This window comes from Psychrobacter sp. TB55-MNA-CIBAN-0194 (genome assembly GCF_040309505.1).
Classification (GTDB): Bacteria; Pseudomonadota; Gammaproteobacteria; order Pseudomonadales; family Moraxellaceae; genus Psychrobacter; species Psychrobacter fozii.
In genome coordinates this window covers 368,049-392,346 of sequence record NZ_JBEOOW010000002.1, presented here as the reverse complement: position 1 = coordinate 392,346, position 24,298 = coordinate 368,049, and the positions used below count along the sequence as shown (strand labels likewise).

At 42.4% G+C, this 24,298-nt stretch carries 19 protein-coding genes; 9 read left to right on the top strand and 10 right to left on the bottom strand.

The annotated features are described in order from the left end of the window. Window positions 1-27: 27 nt before the first annotated feature. The gene (gene leuC, locus AAEY75_RS04200) at window positions 28-1,446 is read right to left on the bottom strand and encodes a 3-isopropylmalate dehydratase large subunit (RefSeq protein WP_194197109.1); all 1,419 of its coding nucleotides are present in this window, start codon (window positions 1,444-1,446) and stop codon (window positions 28-30) included. A 453-nt stretch (window positions 1,447-1,899) separates the two neighbouring features. Between leuC and AAEY75_RS04195 the strand changes: the two genes are divergently transcribed. Together AAEY75_RS04195 and putP are read left to right on the top strand one after the other, a co-directional pair. Further along, a complete protein-coding gene (locus AAEY75_RS04195; RefSeq protein ID WP_110922529.1) occupies window positions 1,900-2,772 on the top strand; it encodes a LysR family transcriptional regulator in 873 nt (290 codons plus the stop codon). Between the two features lie 501 nt (window positions 2,773-3,273). Next, window positions 3,274-4,773 (top strand): sodium/proline symporter PutP, encoded by a 1,500-nt coding sequence (gene putP / locus AAEY75_RS04190; RefSeq protein ID WP_110922528.1) that lies wholly within the window; start codon window positions 3,274-3,276, stop codon window positions 4,771-4,773. Between the two features lie 565 nt (window positions 4,774-5,338). Here putP and AAEY75_RS04185 read toward each other — a convergent pair. From AAEY75_RS04185 to AAEY75_RS04175, 3 genes are all read right to left on the bottom strand, one after another. Then, window positions 5,339-6,763, bottom strand: a complete 1,425-nt coding sequence (locus tag AAEY75_RS04185) for an outer membrane protein transport protein (RefSeq protein WP_352258582.1) — start codon at window positions 6,761-6,763, stop codon at window positions 5,339-5,341. A 402-nt stretch (window positions 6,764-7,165) separates the two neighbouring features. Then, a complete protein-coding gene (locus AAEY75_RS04180; protein WP_352258580.1) occupies window positions 7,166-8,368 on the bottom strand; it encodes an OmpP1/FadL family transporter in 1,203 nt (400 codons plus the stop codon). 209 nt (window positions 8,369-8,577) lie between these two features. Then, a complete protein-coding gene (locus AAEY75_RS04175; protein WP_413786936.1) occupies window positions 8,578-8,802 on the bottom strand; it encodes a SlyX family protein in 225 nt (74 codons plus the stop codon). A gap of 285 nt (window positions 8,803-9,087) precedes the next feature. On the opposite strand from AAEY75_RS04175, the gene AAEY75_RS04170 reads away from it, so the two are divergent. The 6 genes from AAEY75_RS04170 (at window position 9,088) to AAEY75_RS04145 (ending at window position 15,685) form a co-directional block, all read left to right on the top strand. Further along, on the top strand, window positions 9,088-11,025 hold the full coding sequence (locus AAEY75_RS04170; protein WP_352258578.1) for an ATP-binding cassette domain-containing protein: 1,938 nt from the start codon (window positions 9,088-9,090) through the stop codon (window positions 11,023-11,025). Between the two features lie 472 nt (window positions 11,026-11,497). Beyond that, window positions 11,498-12,082: a ubiquinol-cytochrome c reductase iron-sulfur subunit gene (petA, locus tag AAEY75_RS04165; protein ID WP_110922523.1), complete on the top strand. Its 585-nt coding sequence runs from the start codon at window positions 11,498-11,500 to the stop codon at window positions 12,080-12,082. 22 nt (window positions 12,083-12,104) lie between these two features. Next, the gene (locus AAEY75_RS04160) at window positions 12,105-13,310 is read left to right on the top strand and encodes a cytochrome b (RefSeq protein ID WP_181416241.1); all 1,206 of its coding nucleotides are present in this window, start codon (window positions 12,105-12,107) and stop codon (window positions 13,308-13,310) included. Further along, window positions 13,310-14,023, top strand: coding sequence for a cytochrome c1 (locus tag AAEY75_RS04155; RefSeq protein ID WP_110922521.1), 714 nt, complete (start codon window positions 13,310-13,312; stop codon window positions 14,021-14,023). The genes AAEY75_RS04160 and AAEY75_RS04155 overlap by 1 nt, the downstream gene beginning before the upstream one ends. Before the next feature lie 208 nt (window positions 14,024-14,231). After that, on the top strand, window positions 14,232-14,846 hold the full coding sequence (locus AAEY75_RS04150) for a glutathione S-transferase N-terminal domain-containing protein (RefSeq protein ID WP_197216369.1): 615 nt from the start codon (window positions 14,232-14,234) through the stop codon (window positions 14,844-14,846). Between the two features lie 401 nt (window positions 14,847-15,247). After that, window positions 15,248-15,685, top strand: a complete 438-nt coding sequence (locus AAEY75_RS04145; RefSeq protein ID WP_197216371.1) for a ClpXP protease specificity-enhancing factor — start codon at window positions 15,248-15,250, stop codon at window positions 15,683-15,685. A gap of 80 nt (window positions 15,686-15,765) precedes the next feature. Here AAEY75_RS04145 and dcd read toward each other — a convergent pair whose 3' ends face one another. The 6 genes from dcd to AAEY75_RS04115 all read right to left on the bottom strand — a co-directional run bounded on the left by dcd (window position 15,766) and on the right by AAEY75_RS04115 (window position 22,241). Next, window positions 15,766-16,341 (bottom strand): dCTP deaminase, encoded by a 576-nt coding sequence (gene dcd, locus AAEY75_RS04140; protein WP_010199897.1) that lies wholly within the window; start codon window positions 16,339-16,341, stop codon window positions 15,766-15,768. A 201-nt stretch (window positions 16,342-16,542) separates the two neighbouring features. Beyond that, on the bottom strand, window positions 16,543-17,778 hold the full coding sequence (gene apbC, locus AAEY75_RS04135) for an iron-sulfur cluster carrier protein ApbC (protein WP_352258574.1): 1,236 nt from the start codon (window positions 17,776-17,778) through the stop codon (window positions 16,543-16,545). 481 nt (window positions 17,779-18,259) lie between these two features. Next, window positions 18,260-19,060 carry a 3-hydroxybutyrate dehydrogenase gene (locus AAEY75_RS04130; RefSeq protein WP_197102776.1) on the bottom strand — a complete coding sequence of 267 codons (801 nt, stop codon included), beginning with the start codon at window positions 19,058-19,060 and terminating at the stop codon, window positions 18,260-18,262. A gap of 156 nt (window positions 19,061-19,216) precedes the next feature. Further along, window positions 19,217-19,846 carry a 3-oxoacid CoA-transferase subunit B gene (locus tag AAEY75_RS04125; RefSeq protein ID WP_197216375.1) on the bottom strand — a complete coding sequence of 210 codons (630 nt, stop codon included), beginning with the start codon at window positions 19,844-19,846 and terminating at the stop codon, window positions 19,217-19,219. Window positions 19,847-19,940: 94 nt separating this feature from the next. After that, the gene (locus AAEY75_RS04120; protein ID WP_197102773.1) at window positions 19,941-20,645 is read right to left on the bottom strand and encodes a CoA transferase subunit A; all 705 of its coding nucleotides are present in this window, start codon (window positions 20,643-20,645) and stop codon (window positions 19,941-19,943) included. Window positions 20,646-20,900: 255 nt separating this feature from the next. Next, on the bottom strand, window positions 20,901-22,241 hold the full coding sequence (locus AAEY75_RS04115) for a short-chain fatty acid transporter (RefSeq protein WP_197216377.1): 1,341 nt from the start codon (window positions 22,239-22,241) through the stop codon (window positions 20,901-20,903). A 410-nt stretch (window positions 22,242-22,651) separates the two neighbouring features. Here AAEY75_RS04115 and AAEY75_RS04110 point away from each other — a divergent pair, with 410 nt between their 5' ends. Further along, entirely contained in the window at window positions 22,652-24,067 is a 1,416-nt protein-coding gene (locus AAEY75_RS04110) for a GntP family permease (protein ID WP_352258570.1), read from the top strand. The last annotated feature ends 231 nt before the right edge of the window (window positions 24,068-24,298 follow it).

Genomic DNA, 24,298 nt, shown 5'->3' with positions numbered 1-24,298 from the left:
TGATATGTTTCTTGATGCGTATCCGTCTTAGAATGTGCGTACATCTACAAAGTGACCGGCCAATGCTGCTGCTGCTGCCATCGCTGGGCTAACCAAATGCGTACGACCACCATTACCCTGACGACCTTCAAAATTACGATTAGACGTAGAGGCGCAATGCTCTTGTGGCTCAAGCTTATCGGCATTCATGGCTAAACACATAGAACAGCCCGGCTCGCGCCATTCAAATCCAGCGTCCGTAAACAAGGTATTCAAACCTTCTGCTTCTGCTTGTAACTTCACTTGACCAGAACCAGCAACCACAATAGCTTCTTTAATATTGTTAGCCACCTTACGACCCTTAATCACCGCTGCTGCATCACGCAAATCTTCGATACGTGAGTTGGTGCATGACCCAATAAAGATACGATCTAGCTGGATATCGGTAATTTTTTGACCCGCTTCTAGCCCCATATAGGTATAGGCACGTAACCAACCTTCTTCTTGCGCTTCATCCACAGCTTGGTCAGGTGTTGGCACTGACTGAGTAATATCGACGACCATTTCAGGTGACGTACCCCAAGACACTTGCGGCGCTATTTGGCTACCATCAATCTCGACTACGCTGTCAAATACTGCATCATCATCTGAATACAATGTACGCCAGTATTCTTCAGCTTGTTGCCATTGTGATTCCGTCGGCGCATAAGGACGACCTTTCACATAATCGATAGTGATGTCATCGACCGCAACCATACCGACGCGCGCGCCCGCTTCAATGGCCATGTTACAGACGGTCATGCGACCTTCCATACTCATCTCTTCAAATACTTGCCCAGCAAATTCAATCGCGTAGCCTGTGCCACCCGCTGTACCAATTTTTGCGATGATAGCCAGTACAACATCTTTCGAGGTCACGCCAGCACCTAGCTGACCGGTCACACGAATTTGCATATTTTTTGATTTTTTCTGAATCAGGCATTGAGTGGCTAATACATGTTCTACTTCAGACGTACCGATACCATGTGCCAAGCAGCCAAGTGCACCATGGGTCGCTGTATGCGAATCACCACAAACGACGGTCATACCTGGTAATACTAGGCCTTGCTCAGGACCAACAACATGCAAAATTCCTTGACGGGCATCGTTGATCGTAAATTCAGCGATATCAAACTTGGTACAGTTATCATCCAAGGTGACCACTTGCAAGCGTGATACTTTGTCTTTGATACCAGACACACCTTCTAAGCGCTCTTTAGATACCGTTGGTACGTTGTGATCAGGACTCGCGATATTGGCAGACAAACGCCATGGCGCTCGGTTGGCCAATTCCAAACCTTCAAATGCTTGCGGACTTGTCACTTCATGCAGTAAATGACGATCGATATAAATGAGGCTCGAACCATCATCACGTTTAGTGACTTCGTGAGCGTTCCAAAGTTTGTCATATAATGTTTGACTGGCCATGTTGTTATCCTTTATTGGTTGCTAGCTACTTAATTACTCGATGGCTTACACCATAATAAACGAGGATTCTATTTAAAATTTATGTTTACGTATAACGGCTTGATGGTATTTTCTTATCAATGCCTATTGGCTCAAAACTGAGCCTTTTCAATCAATACTTTCATCGAAATAAATTTATCAGGACATCTCTACTCTATAAATACAAAATAACAATTATCTATTTTTTAATATTTATTGCTGCAATTGAGGCTCAAAACAAGTTTTATAGCGTCATTTATCAAGTTAATCTAATAAATATGTCACAATACGTCCTGATGTCTTGTGATTATAGCAGGCTAATCCTATAATAATAATTGATGATTTTTGACCAGACGCAAACTTTTATTTCTAATACATTGTGATTAGGCCAGCCAACTTTTATTTATAGCTCGATAAGTAGCTAAGGACATCCGCTTGAACACCACAAACTTAACGACTTTCGTCACTGTTATGCATACAGGCAGTATCTCAGGCGCGGCAGAAAAGCTGTTTATTACTCAGCCTGCTGTCAGTAAACGCATCAAAAATCTAGAAGATGAATTTAATATTACGTTGTTTGACACAGTAGGACGCGGGATTGTACCGACACAAGCAGCTAATGAGATGCTACCACATGCCAAACGTTGGTTAGAAGATTATGAAAATTTCAAAATCAACCTACAGCACTCTCAACATATTGTATCTGGCAAACTGGTCATCGGCACCAGTCACCATATAGGCTTGCATCATCTAGCCCCTGTGCTTAAACACTTTATTCAAGCTTATCCTGCAGTGCAATTAGAAGTGCATTTTGTCGATTCAGAAAAAGCACACAAGGCCGTGTTAGATGGTGATTTGTCATTGGCCTTCGTCACGCTGCCACCTGTTTATGATAAGCGCTTGACCTATCACACACTATGGTCAGATCCTCTCTACTTTATGACAGGCACTTTATCGCCTTTAGCGACCAAGTCTAATGTCACTTTAGAGCAATTAGCACGTTATCCTGCTATTTTACCATCGGCCAATACCTTTACCAGTCAGATTACATTGGCTGAATTCGCTAAGCATAATCTCAAGCCTTATGCCACGATGAGCACTAACCCGCTTGAGTCTATCCGTATGTTGGTTTCTGTTGGACTTGGTTGGTCTGTGTTACCGCAGACCATGATTAGTCAGGATTTAGAACGTATCGATATGGCCGATAACGTTGAGCTACAGCGTCATTTAGGCGTCGTGATCAATCCAAAACTAACACAATCTAGTAGTGTTACTGCTTTGCTAGACTTGCTTGCTCCTATCGAATAAAAACTGCTCTCTAAAGATAAATTTCTATAGTTACAATTGGGTCAATTTATTGGGTCAAAAAAGCACGCTATTCGCATTTGCGTCAGTCATACGTTATAATACACTCGGCATTGTCTACATAACAAAAACTTACCATATGAACACTGATAGTCATATATTGAAGACTTCTAGTAAGATATGATGGTTAGTAGTAGGTTTGATGGTTTTAAATGATTGGTTATACAGGCGGCTTATATTGATATATAACGAGCAGATGCGAGCAATTAAGACAGATAGAAAGAGCGTAATATTTCTATTGCTCTCAAATGACTGCTTAATTAGTATTGGCCCTAAAACAGCATCAATCATATAAAACTAACAACAGATATTAAATAAAAGCCATTATGTCCTACTTAATGGCTTTTTTTGTCTTTAGATATTGTTTTGGACATCGTCTTGTAACACTTAATATTTATAGTTAAAAATAATTACAGCCAACATGGTTGGTTAAGGATCATTTATATGAACGGAGTTTCTAGTGGCGTGCTGATATCACTCGGCGCCTATTTCTTAGTGATGATTGGGATTGGCATTTACGCTTATTTTAAGCAAGCCAATGATACTGAAGGCTATATGTTAGGGGGTCGTAACTTAGGTCCAGCAGTAACAGCACTTTCGGCAGGTGCATCAGATATGTCAGGTTGGTTATTACTTGGCCTACCTGGTTATATGTTCGCCGATGGTGTGGTTAGTATTTGGATTGCCCTTGGTTTGACATTAGGCGCATTCTTGAACTATCTCATCGTGGCACCGCGTCTTCGTGTTTATACCGAAGTAGCTGATAATGCTATTACCCTACCTGATTATTTCGCCAACCGCTTCGAAGATAAATCACATATGCTACGGGTTATTTCAGCCGTGGTTATCATCTTGTTCTTCACTGTTTACACCGCAGCCAGCTTAGTAGGTGGTGGTAAACTATTCGAAAGCTCACTCAACCTTTCTTACAGCACAGGCCTATGGGTCACCGCAGGCGTGGTTGTAGCATACACCTTGTTTGGTGGTTTCTTAGCTGTATCAATGACTGACTTTGTGCAGGGCGTTATCATGCTTTTTGCCATGGTTATCGTACCGGTTGTTGCTTTCACAGACTTAGGTGGTATTTCTGCCACCACAACAGCTGTTAGAAACATTGACCCTAGTTTGCTAGACATTACCAGTGGTATGACGGTTATTGGTATCGTTTCTCTGATGGCATGGGGCTTAGGCTATTTTGGTCAGCCACATATTATTGTTCGTTTTATGGCGATTCGCTCAGTGAAAGACGTTCCTACTGCGCGTAATATCGGTATGAGCTGGATGGTAGTTAGTCTTGTAGGTTCATTGATGACTGGTTTTGCTGGTCGCGCTTATGTACAAAAAACTGCGATGACACTAGACGATCCTGAAACTATCTTTTTAGTATTCACTCAGTTTTTATTCCATCCACTGGTATCAGGTTTCCTATTAGCCGCTATTTTAGCCGCTATTATGAGTACGATTTCTTCACAGCTATTGGTGGTATCAAGCTCACTAACCAAAGATGTGTACAAATTGTTCTTTGATCAAGATGCACCAGAAGCTCGCCAAGTATTGGTTGGACGTATTTCTGTAGTCGCCGTTGCTCTAGTATCAATCTTACTTGCCTCTAATCCTGAAAGCTCTGTACTAAGCCTTGTATCTAACGCATGGGCTGGATTTGGTGCAGCATTTGGACCATTGGTTATATTTAGCTTGATATGGCGTGGTATGAACCGCAATGGTGCGGTTGCCGGTATGGTCATTGGTGCTTTGACCGTCATTCTATGGATATATGGTCCATTCGAGATGAATGGTATGGCATTGAATAGCTGGTTATATGCTATCGTTCCAGGCTTTGTATTAAGTACGATTGCAATCTTTGCTGTTAGTATCATGACTGGTGGTCCAAGACCTTCAGTATCTGCTAAGTTCGAAGAGATGGAGCTGAACCTAAACAAGTAACTTTGTTTAGCACTACTAGCTTTGTACAATAAAAAAGCCTCGCCATCATTGGCGAGGTTTTTTTGTTGATTGCAATTAATACAAAAGAGAAAAGTAACTAGAACTTAAATCAACTCACTTTGGGCTTGTCGCTTAGTACCTACCGTGTGTTGGCAATGCCAAATTGCTATAACGACAGTACCAATACCTCTATTTTCTTTGTGAAAGGATATAAACAGTCGTTAATTATTCTTTCAGACTGTCATGTAAAGATTCCATCAATAGATCGCTATAGTATCCAATCGTAGCGCTATACTTCTCAGATAACCCTACATAGCATACAAGCTGAAACTCTATAGCTTACACCCTAAACCCTCTCTATAGCTTCAGTCTACCTAACCACAGTAACTTATCATCTGCCTTAGACTTATTTATATCGATTGCATCAATCAGCATTTTTTCACTGAACAGCATGTCCTATTATTCGTTATTAAACTCTTTATAAGAAAGCTCATATAAAAAACGCCATAAAAAAGCGACCTTTAGATGGTCGCTTTTTTTACTACACAACAGTTATAAGTTAATACTATTTTGCTTGATAGGAAACTTTTAGACCAGCGATGAAGCCATCGTTGTCTTGAAAGTCACCAACGAGTTTATCACTAGGTAACTGTCCTTTTGCATCACCGAACCACAGATATTTACCACCAGCTGATACGGCCCAGTTCTCAGTGAAATTGTACTTAGCACCAAGACCAACACTATAGTAACCTTCAACAGGGCCTAATGAGGTCGTTGGATCACCAGCGCCACTGTCCCAACCAACCGTACCACTAATTGCTAGTGCTGGTGCTACACGTTTAGCTAAACCAAGCTCCACCATCCACTGATCATCAGTATATTCAACCAAGTTTAGACCATCAGGGCCATAACTTATTTTACTAGTATCATTATAAAGTGGTGGTGTAATGACAAAATCACTCCACGGTACCCAACGTACTTTTGCCGTCGCTAGTGTCGTAGGATTGATACCAGTTTGAAAATCAAAGTTTACTGATTTAGGTGTAGTAATTTCATAGTTACTAGCTCTATTTGATAATGCTGTAGCCTGTTCTGCAGTTGCTCCTGCTGCTATGGCTCTGATAGCTACTAACGGGTAACTCTCAGCGATATCTACATTGTGTTCAATCTCAGAACGGTACGTCAACGCTGCTTTTAGTGCAATTTCAGGCTTACTATAGGCAATACCTGCAATGTAACCATAATCCATATCAGGATTACTGGTTGAGGTATAACCACTAGCAGGACCGTAAGCCAGTCCACGTAGTTTGGTTTCTGCTTGAATACGCTGTGCCACTGGGCCGCCATAAATTTGGAAGTTTTTATTAGCACCAAACTTCATACCAAGAATACCGGTTAGGCTTTGGCTACGAACCTCTACATTGGTTTCTTCACCTGCGGTACTTGCTTCGGCTGTTGCTACTGCAACTGCTCCACGCAACCCGTCTAATTGAGCTTGCTGTGCTGGGGTTAACACACCTGCTGTTTCTCCTGCAGCTAGTGCACCAATTCCAGCTTGTGCTGCTGCCAGACTCGGAGCGGCGCCGCCAGTAATGGAAGCGACGGAAGCATCCATATCCCCTTGCGATACAAAGTTACTTTGAGTGTATCCAGCAGCAGCACCAAAAGGCTCGTCATATAAAACACCAATACTAAAAGTATCATTGATATCGGCTTTTACGCCATAGCGGAAAAAGTCATAACTTTCAGCGATATCGCCCGTTTTATCACCACGTACATAATCATTTTGGGAAGGATTAGTATTAGCACTGTCGTAACCACTCACATCAGCATCGATGTAGGTATAAACGGCTTCAGCATAAGTGCCATCTTGAAAAAAGGCGGTGACATCTTGACCTGAACGATCGAGACCAGCTGCATTGGTGACACTGGCTATAGAAAGAGTAGCAATAGCTACTGCGAGGGTTTTCAAATGAAAGTGATTGCGCATTGTGTATCTCCAACGGTCCTTGTTGTATTACTACTTTAACAATCAATATGTAGCATTGCTGCGCTTAACATTGAGGTTATCAAAGTCGTGTCCTAAGTTGAATACTAATGCCTTTTTGACACTAAAACAACAATTAAAGTGCTTTATTTCCCTATTATGACTGGACAGTACAAATACCATATAAATATAATACTGGTATATTCTTTTAAGATATGGTTATCATTTAAATAATATTAGAATTGCTTATATACGGCTGCTAGATACGGAATCGGCAGCAGTTAAGCACACGAAGATAGCTATTACTTTCCTTAGAAGTAGTAATGCACGCACAAAAAAACGACCCATTATGAGTCGTTTTTTTGCTGCTAAATTATACATTCAACAATATGGGAGACGTATGCCTTATAGCGCTTGGTAAGAAACTTTTACGCCAAGTACAAAGCCATCATTGTCTTCAAAGTTAGCAACAGTGTTACCAGTTGGCACTTGACCATCAGCATCACCAAGCCATAGGTATTTACCACCAGCTGAGATTGCCCAGTTTTCGGTAACGTTATACTTAGCACCTAAACCAGCACTATAATAGCCTTCAGTAGGCCCTAATGAAGTCACAGGATTACCAGCGCCACTATCCCAACCTACCGTACCACTTACTGCTAGAGCTGGCGCTAGGCGCTTCGCTAGACCTAGCTCGACTACCCATTGATCTTCATCATAGCTTACCAATGGTAGGCCATCTGGTTGATAGGCAGTGTTCAGCTTGCTAACGTCATTATATAATGACGGTACAATTGAAAAATCACTCCATGGCACCCAACGTACTTTTGCTGTGACTAAAGTCGTAGGATTAATACCAGTCTGGAAATCAAAGTTTACTGACTCAGGGGTAGTAATATCAATATCACCTGTTCTTGGACCAAATCCAGGGAAGCTGGCTACTGCAGGATAACTTTCAGCAGCATCAGCTGTATGCTCGATTTCTGAGCGATAGGTTAAAGCAGCTTTCAATGCAATTTCAGGTTTGCTGTATGCAACACCAGCAATATAGCCATATTCTTGATCTGTACTAATATGTGTCGTATAACCATTAGCAGCACTATAAGCTGTACCACGCAGCTTTACATCCGCTTCTACACGTTGAGCGACTGGGCCACCATATACTTGGAAGTTCTTGTTTTCACCAAATTTAGCACCGACAATACCTGTAATGCTTTCGGTACGTACTTCTACATTTGTACCTTCACCATTTCTAGGTGAAGCGGTATTTTGGTCGACGAAGTTATTGTCACCACTATAGTCAGCCGCAGCACCAAAAGGCTCGTCATATAAGATACCAACACTAAAAGTCTCATTAACGTCTGCTTTTACACCATAGCGAAAGAAATCATAAGATTCTGCGATATCACCAATTTTATTACCTGAGACATCATTGCCTGTCACATCAGCATCGATATAAGTATAGACGGCTTCGGCATAGGTGCCATCTTGTAGGAATGCGGTGACATCCTGACCTGAGCGATCAAGACCAGCAGCACTAGCAATGCTAGTAATAGAAAGTGCAGCAACAGCTACTGTAAGAGTTTTTAAATGAAAGGTGTTGCGCATTATATGTCTCCAAACGTCCGCATTGTTTTACTGCCTTACCCATTTTTGACAAGTAAGCAGTATCCGAGATGGAGAATAGTAATGATTTTCGAACATTAAAACAACTAGAAGAATACATTATTTCTTCATTATGACCAGATAGTCATAATATAGTGCCTTTATATAAATACGTGAATATAATTTTATTAACGGTTCAATATTTATATATATCAATAATGAGGCGGTCTGTCTGCCATCACATCAAATGGTGCAATGCCCGTTTCTATATCTTGACTATCCACTTGCTTATAAATCAGCTGCAACTGTCGCTGTAATGTCTGAAGATCCTTGTCTTGACGTGCAATCACCGCATCGAGTCTCTCTACTGTCATCTCAAGATGCGCCATACTCATTTGCAAGTCAATGACTTGTTGCGTTTGTAAATCAACCTGCATAGCTGATTCATCGATTTGAGCATCGTTTTGAACATTGTCTTGAGTGTTAGATTGATTCATGTCTTTCTCTGAGTTATCGTAAATATAAAGCTAGTAGTATTGGTTACACAAGTAAATGAGTAACCGATATATTACCGCTATTAAAAAATAAGGCTTTTAAAACGGTAGCTATAAATAGTGTGTATAAAACCATTTACACGCACTACAGTCACGTAGTGGCATGTTATACTGCTAGCAATTCTGCAACAACCCCTACCTCACTATTATATAAGCTTAAGATATTCTATGGCACTGATACATTTAAAAGATATTCACCTTGCATTTGGCGTCGCTCCTGTACTTGATGGCATTGATTTTGCTATTGAAGCAGGCGAGCGTGTCTGTCTAATTGGCCGTAATGGCGAAGGCAAATCCACTCTATTTAAGCTGATTAGCGGCACCTTACAACCTGATAGCGGCGAAGTTATTATCAATAGTAGCGTACGTGTTGCGATGCTAGAACAAGACGTTCCTGAAACCAGCGGACGTATTTTGGATATAGTCATGGGTGGCAGCCGCCGCACGGCCGATCTGCTTATCAACTATAACGCCCAAACTGACTTATGTGCGAATGGCGATATGGATGCCTGCGAGCGTATGGCTGATTTGCAACATGATATCGATGCCGTACATGGCTGGGATCTAGAGCGCGAAGCTACCCGCCTTATCAAAACCATGGGGCTTAACCCAGACGATGATTTGTCTTCATTATCAGGTGGCCGTAAGCGCCGTGTACTACTAGCACGCTCTTTGGTAACCAAACCTGATGTACTGCTTCTCGATGAACCAACCAACCATTTGGATGTTGATAGTATTGAATGGTTAGAACGCTTTTTATTAGACTGGCAAGGTCTGACACTATTGTTCGTGACCCATGATAGAGCATTCGTTAACAAACTATCGACTCGCATCATTGAGCTTGATCGTGGCCAATTGACCAGCTATGACGTCACCCAAGGCGAAGGTGGCTACGCACGCTATCAAGAGCTAAAAGAGCTACAGTTACTGGCTGAAGAAAAGAATAACGCCAACTTTGATAAAAAACTGGCGCAAGAAGAAGTTTGGATTCGCCAAGGTATTAAAGCCCGCCGTACCCGTAATGAGGGCCGTGTCCGTGAGCTAAAAGCCTTACGTGAAGAGCGTGGTGATCGCCGTGAGCAAGTCGGCAATGTCAACATCACGATGGGTCAAGGCGAAAAAAGCGGCAAGCTCGTCTGTAAAGTTAAAAACTTACATCTTGAGTATGACGGCAATGTATTGGTTGAAAACTTTACGACGACTATTATGCGCGGCGATAAAATCGGTATTGTCGGACCTAACGGTGCGGGTAAAACCACCCTTATCAAAGCCCTACTCGATATGTCTGATGACGAAGTGACCAAGTCTGGTAGTGTCGAATTGGGAACTAACCTAAAAATCGCTTTCTTCGACCAGTTACGCGATCAGTTAGACCTTGAAGCAAGTGTGGCGCAAAACGTCTCAGAAGGCTCGGATTTTGTAGAAGTGGGTGGTCGTAAGACGCACATCATGAGCTATTTGCAAGATTTCTTGTTTGCCCCAGAGCGTGCACGTACGCCCGTTAAGGCATTATCAGGTGGTGAGCGTAACCGCGTCCTACTTGCCAAGCAATTATTGAAGCCTGCCAACATTCTAGTACTTGATGAGCCAACCAACGATTTGGATATGGCAACACTTGAGCTATTAGAAGAGTCAGTCGCCAGCTTTGGTGGTACGATTTTGCTCATCAGTCATGATCGTTCATTCATGGACAACGTCGTTACCTCAACATGGGTATTTGGCGAAGACGAAGATGGCAAAGGTACTGTCAGCGAGTATGTCGGTGGCTATCAAGAGTATTTGGTACAAAAAAACCGTGAAGAAGCAGCAAAGGCGGCTAGAGCACCAGTAATCAATACAGCAGGTAAAGCTGCCAGTAAACCAACAGCCGCAAAACCCAATAAAGCAGCCAAGAAGCTTAACTTTAATGATCAACGCGAACTGGATAATTTACCAAAAGAAATCGCGGCACTAGAAGCTGAACAAAATGATCTACAAGAAAAACTGGCAGATGGCTCTTGGTTCAATAGCGACTTTGATGCGGCGACTGCTGCTAGTGAGCGTCTATTGACTATCGAAGATGAGATGATGAACAAGCTTGAACGCTGGAGTACGCTAGAGGGCTAAGTATTCGTTTTAGGTTCTTTGATAAGTGCTTATTTGATGAGCGTTTATAGTAATAAGCAGTTCAATATTACAAAATAATCACCACTTGATTGTACAAAGTGGTGATTATTCGTTTATAGCGACTTACAAAGCAGTTAGATAGTGAAAGTTACCTTAATTTCAAGTATCATTCGCTATTGCTAAATATCCTTATTAATTATAAGGTCATCCGCATTTATAATCCTTGCTAGAAAACAGAGTCCAGATAGTGATAAACCATCTACTTTACTTAGGTTATCGCTTTCAACCTTATAATATATCCTATTAAGGTTGCTTTATTTTTAACGCAATAATTTATTTTATCACCGAAATAGCTTAGAATAGCAACAATTAGCAAAATTAGGCATAGCCAAAGTGGCTTGATATTATATATTTTATAAGTCACAAACCCAGTGTGGGATAATCCCATTTCATTCACCTGGAGGAAGTATTAATGAGCCAAGCCGAAGGCGTTAATGTACAACGCCGTAGAGTTCTTATTGCCTCAACTGCCGCGATTGGTGCAGTTGGAGTCGCTGCTGTGGCAACACCTTTTGTCCGTTCTTGGTATCCAAGCGCTAAAGCTGAGGCTGCAGGGGCTGCAGTGACCCAAGACATTGGTTCTATCGAAGCAGGACAGATGATTGTTGTCAAATACCGTGGTAAACCTATCTATGTGGTTAAACGTACCGAAGAAATGATTGCAGGACTAGAGTCAGTCAAGCCATTATTGTCTGATCCTGAGTCTGCAGCATCGTTACAGCCTGAATACTGTACCAATCCTACTCGCTCTTTAGAACCAACTGTGTTGGTCGTCGAAGGCGTTTGTACGCATCTAGGCTGTGCACCGAACTATCGTCCTGATGTTGGTGCAGCTGATTTGGGTGGTAATGACTGGTTTGGTGGATTTTTCTGCCCGTGTCATGGGTCTAAATATGACTTAGCCGGTCGCGTCTTTAGTGGCGTTCCAGCACCGCTTAATTTACCTATTCCAGAGTACAACATGGATGGTACCATCTTGACGGTTGGGGAGGCTTAATATGAGTATGGGTAAAAAGTTAATGCATTGGGTAGACGCTCGCTTCCCAGCGACCGAAACCTATGAATACCATATGTCAAAGTACTATGCACCAAAAAACTTTAACTTTTGGTACTTCTTTGGCGTATTGTCAATGATTGTACTGGTTAACCAATTGGTGACTGGTATTTGGCTGACGATGATGTATAACCCAAGTGCCGAAGGGGCGTTTGCATCTGTTGAATACATCATGCGTGATGTAAAAGGCGGCTGGCTCATTCGTTATATGCACTCGACTGGCGCATCAGCGTTCTTCGTCGTGGTATATTTGCATATGTTCCGCGCATTACTATATGGTTCATATCAGAAACCGCGTGAGCTTATTTGGCTCATCGGTATGGGTATTTACCTAGCGCTAATGGCAGAAGGCTTCTTTGGTTATCTACTACCTTGGGGTAACATGTCATTCTGGGGTGCACAGGTTATTTTGAACCTTCCTGCTGCCCTACCTGTGATCGGCGATGGTCTTGCTGAATGGGTACGTGGTGATTATATTATCTCTGGCATTACGCTAAACCGTTTCTTTGCTCTACACGTTGTTGCTATTCCATTAGTACTGGTAGGCTTAGTATTTATGCATTTGGTGGCACTGCATCACGTGGGTTCGAACAACCCTGATGGCATTGACATTAAAAAGCTAAAAGATAAAAATGGTGTGCCATTAGACGGTATCGAATTCCATCCGTACTACACTGTGCATGACATGGTTGGTATTGTTGTGTTCTTTATCTGCTTCTTTGCAGTGGTATTCTTCTTCCCAGAAGGCGGCGGTTTCTTCCTTGAGCCACCAAACTTTGAGACAGCGAACTCACTGAAAACACCAGCACATATTGCACCAGTATGGTACTACACGCCGTTCTACGCTATTTTACGTGCAGTTCCTGATAAGCTAGGTGGTGTGGTCGCGATGGGTGCTGCAATTGCCGTACTATTCTTGATACCATGGCTGGATAGATCACCAGTACGTTCTATACGCTATAAAGGCATATTGTCTAAGATTGCTTTAACAGTATTCGCTATTAGCTTTGTCGTACTAGGCTACTTGGGTGCAACACCAACGACCCCAACAGCAACATTAATGGCTCGTATATTTACGGTCTTGTATTTCTTATTCTTCTTATTGATGCCGTTCTACACTGCTATTGAGAAGTGTAAACAGCCACCAGAACGCGTTACCGGAGGTCACTAATGAACACGCTAATTAAATCCCTAGCTGGTCTAGGCTTGGGCGCGGCATTAACCTTGACTGCTGGTACTGCAATGGCCGAAGGTAGTGGCTGTGGTACGTTCACTAATGCCGATGGCGTTGATGAACATCTGGCTTGTAGTACAGCTCCTATTGATTTTACCAATAAGGGCTCATTACAAAACGGTGCTAAAATCTTTATGAACTACTGTGCTGGGTGTCACTCAGCCAAGTATGTTCGTCATTCGCGCATTGCCAAAGATTTAGAAATACCGCCTGAGCTTGTTGAAAAGTATCTGATGGTCACCACCGATCAAATCGGTGACCATATTACTGCTGAGATTGATCCTGATATTCAAGCATCTTGGTTTGGTGCTGCGCCTCCGGATTTGTCACTTGAGACAAGACTACGCGGCGATGACTGGGTATATACTTACCTACTGTCGTTTTATGAAGATCCAAACCGTCCTTGGGGCGCTAATAACCTAGTGCTTAAAAACGCTGCTATGCCTCACGTCTTGCATAACATGCAAGAAAAATTGAGTGCAGAAGAGTTTGAGAGCGAAGTTGGTGACCTAGTGAACTTTATGGCATGGATGGGTGAACCTGCTCGTCATGACCGTCAAGTGATTGGTTTCTTTGTGATTCTATTCTTATTAGTACTGCTCATCCCAGTTTACTTATTGAACAAAGAATTCTGGAAAGACGTAAAATAAGATAGTAGTAGAAGCATAAGAGACAAGCATGATATTAGGCACTACTTCGGTAGTGCCTTTTTCTATTCTGATAAACCATTAAATAGTAGAACTATCGCCAAAGAAGTAGACAAATAAAGCGCTCACAAGCAATGTTTACGTACGTTGCCTTGATAATCAGGGCAACTTTGTTTACGATGATAGTCTTTACTATTAACATTAGGCTTTCATGATTGATGCGAACGACATTCCAAGTAGTCAGCTGATTTTGTATGCTGATGACGGCTACGACAGTCATGTGGTACGCCTATTACTTGAAGAAAAAAAGCTCGCCTACTATTTATCACGTTTGCACTCTGAGCGTCCTGAAGATTTGACTGAGCTGAACCCCTATCATACTTTACCTGTCCTGCAGCAGCGAGAAATTGCGCTCTATGAGATCAATGTTATCTTTGAGTATCTCGAAGAACGCTATCATACAAACAAACTACTGCCTGATACCCCGCAGGAGCGTGCACAGTTCAGACAGTTAGCGTGGCGTATTCAGCGTGATTGGCTCTCACTTGGTAAGCGCCTACTCGTACATCCAGATAGCTTTAATAAAGCACAAGCAGTGGTTGCCAAAAAACAGCTGAGTGATTCGCTGATTACCTTATCGCCTTTGTTTGCCCATAAGCCTTATTTTATGGCAGATGAATTTGGCTGGTGTGACATACTATTAGCACCGTTATTGTGGCGGCTTGAAGAGATGCATATCGAACTGCCTCGTGCCATTAGTCGTCCACTATTTGATTATCAAAAGCGTGTCTTTGAACGCGATAGCTTCCAAAAAAGTGTGCGTTGATTAGACAGCTGGCTTAGAATAGAAAATTATTAGAATAGAAGTTAAATAGGGTCTGTTGAACATTCAAATGTGGTGCTGGCAGTCACCATTTTTTAGACAATATGCAGTGAAATTTTTGACGCCTAGTTATTCTAGGTTAGACAATTTCGCCATATATTGGCAAAAAATAGTACTGCCCTGAAAGGCTGATGCTAAAATTACCCCAAACGTTGTTGCAAGCCTAGTTAAGGTCTCGACATTATCGTCGACTTACGCCTAGCTTGATGCAATTTTAGCAATCAGCAGCCCTAATATTTGAATGTTCAACAGACCCTAATATTTATTTAGGTTTTTTCAATGAACAAGCTACTCCAAGAAGTATCTGTTCACTATTAAAAATAATTCGTATAGGAAATCATCAAATGAGCGAAACCACCTCTATTACCCCAACACGTCCCTATATGGTGCGCGCACTGTATCAGTGGATAGAAGACAATTCACTTACCCCGTATCTAATGGTTGATGCCACTGCTGAAGAAGTACAGATTCCAAGAGAGCATGTGCAAGATGGTCGTATCGTGCTCAATATTGCTAGCCGTGCAACTGGTAATATGAGTATGGGAAATGACTATATTAACTTCAGTGCCCGCTTCGGTGGTGTATCGCAAGAAATTTGGGTGCCACTGACTGCCGTATTGGGTATCTATGCAAAAGAGAACTCACAGGGTATGTTCTTTGATCCTAACGAATATGATAATTACGTACCTGAAGAAGACTCAGATGTTACGGTTAAGACAACCCCTACTGCTGCGCCCAAGCCAAAACGCGATAACAAAGCAGGCCTAAAAGTCTTAAAGTAGTCAATTTTTCTATATAAAAAAGGCCAGTCATATGAAATATGACTGGCCTTTTTTGTACTACGTATCGCCTAAGACCTAATCTAGGTTCTTGGTAGTGTCACACCGCGCTGACCTTGGTATTTACCACCGCGATCTTTGTAACTGGTCTCACAAACATCATCAGCATCACTTTGGAAAAACAGCATTTGTGCCACACCTTCTCCGGCATAGATACGCGCTGGGAGATTGGTGGTATTACTAAACTCTAGAGTGACGTGCCCTTCCCACTCAGGCTCAAGCGGCGTCACGTTGACAATAATACCGCAACGCGCATACGTTGATTTACCTAGGCAAATAGTCAATACGTCACGTGGAATACGGAAGTACTCCATGGTACGAGCCAATGCAAATGAGTTTGGCGGAATGATACATTCGTCACCAACGATATCAATAAAACTTTTTTCATCGAAGTTCTTAGGGTCCACTACTACTGAATGTACGTTGGTGAATACCTTGAACTCAGGTGCACAGCGCACGTCATAGCCATAGCTTGACGTGCCATAGCTCACCAAACGCTCGCCAGCATCGTTAAAGCGTACTTGACCCGCTTCAAATGGCTCAATCATGCCATGCTCTTCGGCCATTTTACGAATCCAGCGATCAGATTTGATAGACATTGTTATTCATTCCTTAGCAAATATTTAATAGCGACGATTATACGGAATTGATGACTTAATTTATAGGGTAGCGAGGACTTTAAAATCCACTACTCTATTAGATTGATAAATCAAATCGATGATTAGACAACTCTCAACACCCTCATTCCATACATGCTAAATGTTAAGCGTTGAGATTGAGACATCTACACTGAATAACCATCAGAAAATCCGCTTATCATCGACAGGCTTGGCAAATTTATTAATATTGGTTTCAATGTTTTTAGCAATGCTCAAATAATATGGTGCAAACTCATCATCAGCCAATACACTTGGTTCGCCTTTATCCACTTGAGCACGAATACCGCTGGCTAAAGGTAACTGTCCTAATAATGGCACATGATATTGTTCAGCAATTTTTTCGCCGCCACCTGTACCAAAGATAGCTTCGGTATGGTTACAGTTGCTACAGGTATGCAGTGCCATGTTTTCAACCACACCCAGCACAGGGATGTTGGTTTTGTTAAACATCTCGATACCTTTTTGCGCATCCAGTAGCGCAACATGCTGCGGTGTCGTCACAATCACGGCTCCGGTGACTGGAATACGCTGTGCCAATGTCAGTTGTATATCGCCAGTACCGGGTGGCATATCAATCACTAAATAATCTAGCTGCGGCCAGTTGGTTTGATTATAAAGCTGCATCAAAGCACCAGTCGCTTTCGGTCCACGCCATGCGACAGGCGTATTATCGCCATCAAGTAAGCTACCAATTGATAGCATCGCTATGCCATGTGCATCAACAGGTACGAATTGCTCGTTCTCTAGTTGTGGCTTCACATCGGCAACACCCAACATCGTAGGCATACTAGGACCATAAATGTCAGCATCAAGCACACCAACACGATTGCTAAGCTTTTGTAATGCCAACGCGATATTGACTGTCGTTGTCGATTTGCCGACGCCGCCCTTACCCGATGCCACCACGATAATATGGCGAATACGCGGATGTGCTGCTAACGATGCTTGTGTCGGTGCCGCTTTAGTAATCGGTGGTTCAGCATTGTTATCATTATTACTATTGTCATCAGGATTGGCTACAGGCTTGCTTTGACTATCCATAGCATTGGTCGTCTTCGGCATTTTCTTTGGTAAACTTGAACCTGAGCCTTTTTCTGGCGCTGGTAGACGTACATTCATATGAATCGTCGTAATACCATGCGGATGCAGTAATTGACCCAGCTCTTGCTGAATGGCTTCAGGCTTACTCTCTTGCGGTAGACGCAAGTCTAAAGTGAGCTGGTCACCATCGCGATTAAGACCCGTTACCATAGTCGCGATACTAACCGTACCGACTTCATAACCAAGTAATACCTTGTCCACAGCACTATCTCGAGCCGCTCGCTGCTCTGGCGTTTCTGGTTTATTGGTGGGAGTTTTCTTCATAAAGTTAAACATAGCGACCATTACTGCCTATACAAGTGGGTTGGTATGCTAAAACAGCTCGTTCAACACCATAGTAGATATGATAAACCACATAGTCAGTTCAATATAATTTGAATACAAGGAAGGCGAGTGAAAGTGCTACAAGTAGTAGACTAAGCGAGCCTGACACCGTATCCAATTTATAGAGGATTGACTATATAATATATGAGCGTTTAGCCAGACCTTTTATCTTGATAGTGTAGCTGAATTACAAGCATAAAAAAACCACAACGCCAGTAGGACTGAGCTTTGCTACATATGTTCTACTGTGAGCCAAGTTTGCTGCCTGCTATTTCTTAAACTATCTCAACCATTAATCAAAAAATAGACAGGAAAAAGCAATAAAAAAGAGCCAATCTAATTGGCTCTAATGGGTATAAAACAAGATGCTGATCCGATAAGAATCTAGAAGAAAACGAGTGGCTATTCCATCGAATGGATAGTTAATAATTTCTTAGTTCATAAACCAACCATGACTGGCAACGATAGATTGTCCAGTAAATACATTGGTTGGGAACGCCGCTAAAAATAGCGCCAATTGCGCAATGTCTTCTACCGTCGTAAATTCTTTGTCTACCGTGTTTACCAACATAATATCGTTAATGACAGACTCTTCACTGATGCCCTTTTCAGCTGCCTGCTCTGGGATTTGTTTTTCTACCAAAGGTGTTTTAACAAAGCCTGGACAAATCACATGCGAACGTACTTTATGCTCGGCACCTTCTTTGGCCAATACACGACACAGACCTAATAATCCATGCTTGGCGGTCACATAAGGGGCTTTATATAATGAGGCCTCATGCGAATGAGCAGAGCCCATATAAATGACCGTGCCGCCTTTATCGCCTTTATACATATGCTTAATCGCTGCTTTGGTGGTTAAAAATGCACCGTCCAAATGGATATTGAGCATTTTTTTCCAATCGCTGAAAGCCATTTTATCAATAGGGTCAATGATCTGAATACCAGCATTAGAGACTAGAATATCAATACCACCAAAGGTATCTACTAGCTGCTGTACACCTTCGTTGACTGCATCTTCTGACGTAACATCCATCGCAATCGCGAGAGCACGTCCGCCAGCCGCTTCAATAGCATCAACGGTTTTCTGTGCCGCTTCTAGATTAATATCTGCAATACCAACCGCTGCACCTGCTTTTGCATAAGTCTCAGCGATATCACGTCCGATACCACTTGCAGAGCCAGTGACTAACGCTACTTTGCCTGTCAAATCTTGTTGTAGTTGGGTCGCCATACATATTCCTTATAATGGTCTAAAATATTGTTAATTTTTATAAAAATAGAACTGAATGAATACGCCACTATAATTATAGTGGCGTATCTATCTGAGGGATAAAGCTCATTGATGTTAAGACAATCACATTACAGTAAAGAGCTTACTGTACAAAGTTTACTGGATAATGTTTACTGGCGTTTTTTCTTGTAACGCTTCAAAGCTAACACCGTCTGCTAATTCAACCAATTTTAACCCGTTATCAGTAACGTCTAATACAGCAAGCTCGGTGATGATACGATCGACCACGCCTTTGCCTGTCAATGGTAGCTCGCAATTGGCCAGAATTTTTGGGTCGCCGTGTTTATTGACTTGTTCCATTAGGACAATCACACGCTGTACGCCTGCAACCAAATCCATCGCGCCGCCCATGCCTTTGACCATCTTTTTGGGAATCATCCAATTGGCCAAATCGCCATTTTCTGATACTTCCATCGCGCCCAATATCGCCAAGTTAACATGGCCACCACGAATCATCGCAAAAGACTCTGAGCTGCTAAAATAGCTGGAGCCTGGCGCTGCTGTGACCGTTTGCTTGCCAGCATTAATCAAGTCAGCATCAACGTTGTCTGCTGTGGGAAACTCGCCAATCCCTAGCAAGCCGTTTTCTGATTGTAGCCACACATCCACGCCTTCAGGAATGTAGTTAGCGACCAACGTTGGTAGACCAATGCCTAAATTTACGTAATAGCCGTCTTGTAGTTCCTGTGCAGCACGCTGCGCCATTTGTTCTCTTGTCCATGCCATGGTAAATTCCTTATTTCTACGATATTCTATTTTTGTTCATTTAGACTGCTAATTATTTTCAATTAAGCTTCGACCACGTTTTTATTTAAGCACCTTACACTGCTTTAATTGTCGTTTTTTCGATGCGTTTTTCAGGGCTATTATTCAATACAATACGTTGAACAAAGATACCCGGTAGATGCACTTCATCTGGATCAAAAGTGCCTGTCTCTACAATCTCTTCGACTTCGACAATCGTGATTTTACCTGCCATTGCACAGTCTGGATTGAAGTTACGAGCGGTTTTGTTAAAGATCAGATTACCCGCTTTATCGGCTTTCTGTGCTTTGATTAAAGCAACATCCGCGCGCAATGAATGCTCTAACACATAAGTTCGACCATCAAAATCACGCGTCTCTTTACCTTCAGCGACCAGAGTACCTACGCCTGTTGCGGTATAAAACGCAGGGATACCTGCCCCGCCTGAGCGTAATTTCTCAGCCAATGTGCCTTGTGGTGTCAACTCAACCTCTAACTCGCCAGCTAAATATTGACGCTCAAACTCTTTGTTTTCACCGACATAAGAGGAGATCATTTTTTTGATTTGGCGAGTTTGTAGTAACAGCCCAAGACCAAAGTCATCCACGCCCGCGTTATTACTGATACAGGTTAGACCCTTAACTTTACTATCACGCAATGCTTCGATTAACGATTCTGGAATACCGCATAGACCAAAGCCACCAATAGCGAGTGTTTGCCCATCAGTCACGACGCCTTTTAGCGCCTCTTCAGCACTACTGTATATCTTTGATTGACTCATACTTATCTCCTGTAATTCTCATTTATATTTTTAATCCTTGCATAAACTAATGCTGAATTAAGTATTTCAATTATCCATTTGCTTGTTACTTTTAATAAGACCTAACAGCGAAAACTCATTATGCTTGTTTTTCTTTTGAGCGTTATAACCTTGTATAGTCAATTCAATTTAAAAATAGTACAAGGCAACCGAGTGTAGATGTATATTAAATACTTCAAGCGAGGTTAACGCAGTAATACTTTTATAGTGGAATGACTATACCACCAGCCAAAACACACTCATGATAACAGCACCAGATACCGCCAGTACTATCAGACAGTAACCCATGATAGCGCGTGCATCCAAACCTGCGATACCCAATAATGGCAAAGCCCAAAACGGTTGAATCATGTTGGTCCACGCATCACCCCACGCAATCGCCATCGCAGTAATGGCTGGACTAACACCCAGCTCAATGCCAGCAGGAATCATAACAGGACCCTGTACCGCAAACTGTCCACCGCCCGATGGTACAAAGACGTTGACCAAACCAGCACTCAAAAAGGCAAAAATCGGGAAACTGTCTGCGGAAGCTGAATTGACGAAAAATTCGGTCACTTGCGTACTGATAGAAATCCCATCAGCATTCGCACCAGTCATGATGCCCATGATACCGCCATAGAACGGAAACAGTAGCACAATACCTGTGATGCCACCTATCCCTGAGTGCACGGCTCGATAATAACGCTCTAACGTGCCATGCGATAGTAACCCTATAAACAAAAACAGCCCAATGACGATGTTGAGCCCGAGGTTAAAACCGTTACTACCAAACTCGCTGATATAGTACATCAGTGCCAACGCCAATAGGATAACAGCAATAATACGGCTGTCATCTAGTTTTTGTGCCGGCGTGTCTCTCTGAGGTGCGACATACACTTCTTGTTTGATCAATTTAGGATCGATAACCGTAGGGTTTTTGGGATGCATAAAGCGATTGACGAGTGGCAAAATAATGATGAGCAAACCTACTAGCAACAAGTTATAGCCTGCAAATACCGTCTGTGACAGAGGTACCGCTTCGGTCATGGTATTGCCTGATAGCGTCAGCAGCGTATCACCGCCAGAGCTAAGCGTCAGTGGTATCGAACCTGAAAAACCGCCATGCCAAATCACGAAACCTGAGTAAGCAGCAGCGACCAATAGCGGATAATCGACATTAGCGACCTTTTTTGCCAGTGCTTTGGCAAAGATAGCCCCGATGATAAGACCAAACCCCCAGTTTATCCATGAACCGACCAGACCAACCAAGGTTGATACGATAATAGCGGTCGTAGGAGAATGCACTCTACTGGCAAGATTGTCTAACAAACGCTGAATAAATGGTGCGCTGGCAAATGCGTAGCCTGTCACTAGGACCAATGCCATTTGCATGGCAAAGCTATGTAATGACCATAACCCATTGCCCCAGTGCCCTGCCATAGCAATCATATCTTGGCCAGTAATAGCCAGTCCCACCGCAAACGCGATGAGCGTCAAAACGATCGAAAATACGAATGGGGATGGTAGATAGCGGTTGACTAACTGCACGCTCATATTGGTGATGGCACTAAACATATTCACATTCCTTGTAAATTTAATGTTTGGTTTTAAAAAATATAGTTAGAGCTATATTGAACGATTATCATATTTGAGAGTAATTACTGTTTACTGTACCTAATAAATGGAAAACATTGTATTTTATATTGTCATCCATAACAATACATTTTATATCGCTATATCATGCGTGAAACACTTGTGCTAACTTAACATATTATTTTCGTAGCGACTAGAAAATAACAGTCAGTGCATGTGAGTCAACGCTGTGCAGTATATAGTTCGGTAAGATATTAATGATGGATAGCGCATGAGTCTAGATTTATGTTTGATAAAACAGACGAAATAGACCTGTTTTGATTAATTTTATTGACCTATATGGATAAGCACGGCATAATCGCTGCCTTATTTTTTTGCCAAGGAGGGCCATCATGTTTAGTACGCTTGCTATTGTCATTACTCTATTATTACTCATGTTCTTTGCTTATCGCGGTTATTCTGTGCTGATCTTAGCACCGATTATGGCGACATTAGCCGTATTTCTTTCAGGTGACTTTTTAAGCAGTATTCCCGCCTATACCGATGTTTTCATGGGTGCTTTGAGTGGATTTTTACTCAAGTTCTTCCCTATTTTCTTATTGGGCGCGCTCTTTGGGCGTTTGATGGCAGACTCTGGTGCAGCAACAGCAATTGCCAATACCGTGGTCGAAAAGCTTGGTGCTAGCAAGGCTATTTTAGCCGTTATCTTAGTCTGTGCTATTTTGACCTATGGCGGTGTGTCATTATTCGTCGTGGCATTTGCTATTTATCCAATCGCCAAAGACTTGTTCAAAGCTGCCGATATTCCTAAGCGCTTGATACCAGCAGCGATTGCTTTGGGCTCATTTACCTTTACGATGACAGCATTGCCAGGTACGCCTGCCATTCAGAACGCCATTCCAATTCCTTATTACAATACCAACGTATTTGCCGCGCCTATTTTGGGTATTATCGGTGGTCTGGTTATGTTTATTGGTGGTTGGTTGTGGTTGCAGTCACGAGCCAGAAAGGCCAATGCAGCGGGTGAAGGCTATGGTCAGCATGATGAAGAGGATGTGGGCGGTATCAGTTCAACTGCAAAAGAAACTGAAGCATTAAACACGCATCACACCTCATTTACCGTTGCGATGATTCCATTAATATTGGTCATCGGTTTAAACGCTGTATTGACGTACGCTATCTTTCCATCGATGGACTTTAGCGCTTTACAGACGCAGTTTCCTGACTTAAATATCGCAGGCTCACTCGGATTATGGTCAATTATTCTCTCATTGGTTGTGGCTTGTGTGGTATTAATCTTGCTACGTATCGGACATTGGAACAATCTACAAAAAACCATTAACCGTGGTACTTACGACTCTATGTTGCCGATTTTTAATACTGCATCGGAAGTCGGTTATGGTGCTGTCATCGCCTCGTTGGCAGGCTTCCTTATCATTCGTGATAGCATCTTGAACCTAAGCCCTGAAAACCCACTCATCTCAGAAGCGGTCGCAATGACCACGCTGGCGGGTATTACCGGTTCATCGTCTGGTGGTTTGAGTATTGCTCTATCCACTTTGGGTGAAGACTATCTCAGAATGGCCGTAAATGCTGGTATCAATCCAGAGCTGATGCATCGAGTCGCTGTCATGGCAGCCGGTGGTTTGGATACCTTGCCACATAGTGGTGCGGTTATTACCTTACTAGCGATTTGTGGTCTGACCCACAAGCAGTCATATCTAAACGTTGCCATGGTCACAATGGCTATTCCACTGGTAGCGGTCGTCACTGTTATCACTTTAGGTACTATGTTTGGTTCGTTTTAATTTTTAATAATAAAGTCTAAACAACAGTACCTAACCAAAAACCCACCTAGCGATTGCTCGGTGGGTTTTTTATGGCCAGCTGATAACGTCTAAATTCGATGTAAGCCTATTGTTTATGGTTAGTAGATGCCTAACGAATGAGAAGTAATTACCAAGGAATATCACAAATTTAGCCGAATTACGGTATCATAGGCACACTTTTTAAATTTTCATTATTTTTGGAAGTTTTTA

Bases quoted from the DNA above. Each gene is read 5' to 3' on its own strand.
- leuC (WP_194197109.1), bottom strand. From the start codon at position 1,446: ATGGCCAGTCAAACATTATATGACAAACTTTGGAACGCTCACGAAGTC.
- AAEY75_RS04145 (WP_197216371.1), top strand. From the start codon at position 15,248: ATGAGCGAAACCACCTCTATTACCCCAACACGTCCCTATATGGTGCGC.
- AAEY75_RS04150 (WP_197216369.1), top strand. From the start codon at position 14,232: ATGATTGATGCGAACGACATTCCAAGTAGTCAGCTGATTTTGTATGCT.
- apbC (WP_352258574.1), bottom strand. From the start codon at position 17,778: ATGTTTAACTTTATGAAGAAAACTCCCACCAATAAACCAGAAACGCCA.
- AAEY75_RS04185 (WP_352258582.1), bottom strand. From the start codon at position 6,763: ATGCGCAATCACTTTCATTTGAAAACCCTCGCAGTAGCTATTGCTACT.
- putP (WP_110922528.1), top strand. From the start codon at position 3,274: ATGAACGGAGTTTCTAGTGGCGTGCTGATATCACTCGGCGCCTATTTC.
- AAEY75_RS04125 (WP_197216375.1), bottom strand. From the start codon at position 19,846: ATGGCATGGACAAGAGAACAAATGGCGCAGCGTGCTGCACAGGAACTA.
- AAEY75_RS04175 (WP_413786936.1), bottom strand. From the start codon at position 8,802: ATGCAGGTTGATTTACAAACGCAACAAGTCATTGACTTGCAAATGAGT.
- petA (WP_110922523.1), top strand. From the start codon at position 11,498: ATGAGCCAAGCCGAAGGCGTTAATGTACAACGCCGTAGAGTTCTTATT.
- AAEY75_RS04130 (WP_197102776.1), bottom strand. From the start codon at position 19,060: ATGGCGACCCAACTACAACAAGATTTGACAGGCAAAGTAGCGTTAGTC.
- AAEY75_RS04120 (WP_197102773.1), bottom strand. From the start codon at position 20,645: ATGAGTCAATCAAAGATATACAGTAGTGCTGAAGAGGCGCTAAAAGGC.
- AAEY75_RS04110 (WP_352258570.1), top strand. From the start codon at position 22,652: ATGTTTAGTACGCTTGCTATTGTCATTACTCTATTATTACTCATGTTC.
- AAEY75_RS04115 (WP_197216377.1), bottom strand. From the start codon at position 22,241: ATGTTTAGTGCCATCACCAATATGAGCGTGCAGTTAGTCAACCGCTAT.
- AAEY75_RS04180 (WP_352258580.1), bottom strand. From the start codon at position 8,368: ATGCGCAACACCTTTCATTTAAAAACTCTTACAGTAGCTGTTGCTGCA.
- AAEY75_RS04170 (WP_352258578.1), top strand. From the start codon at position 9,088: ATGGCACTGATACATTTAAAAGATATTCACCTTGCATTTGGCGTCGCT.
- dcd (WP_010199897.1), bottom strand. From the start codon at position 16,341: ATGTCTATCAAATCTGATCGCTGGATTCGTAAAATGGCCGAAGAGCAT.
- AAEY75_RS04155 (WP_110922521.1), top strand. From the start codon at position 13,310: ATGAACACGCTAATTAAATCCCTAGCTGGTCTAGGCTTGGGCGCGGCA.
- AAEY75_RS04160 (WP_181416241.1), top strand. From the start codon at position 12,105: ATGCATTGGGTAGACGCTCGCTTCCCAGCGACCGAAACCTATGAATAC.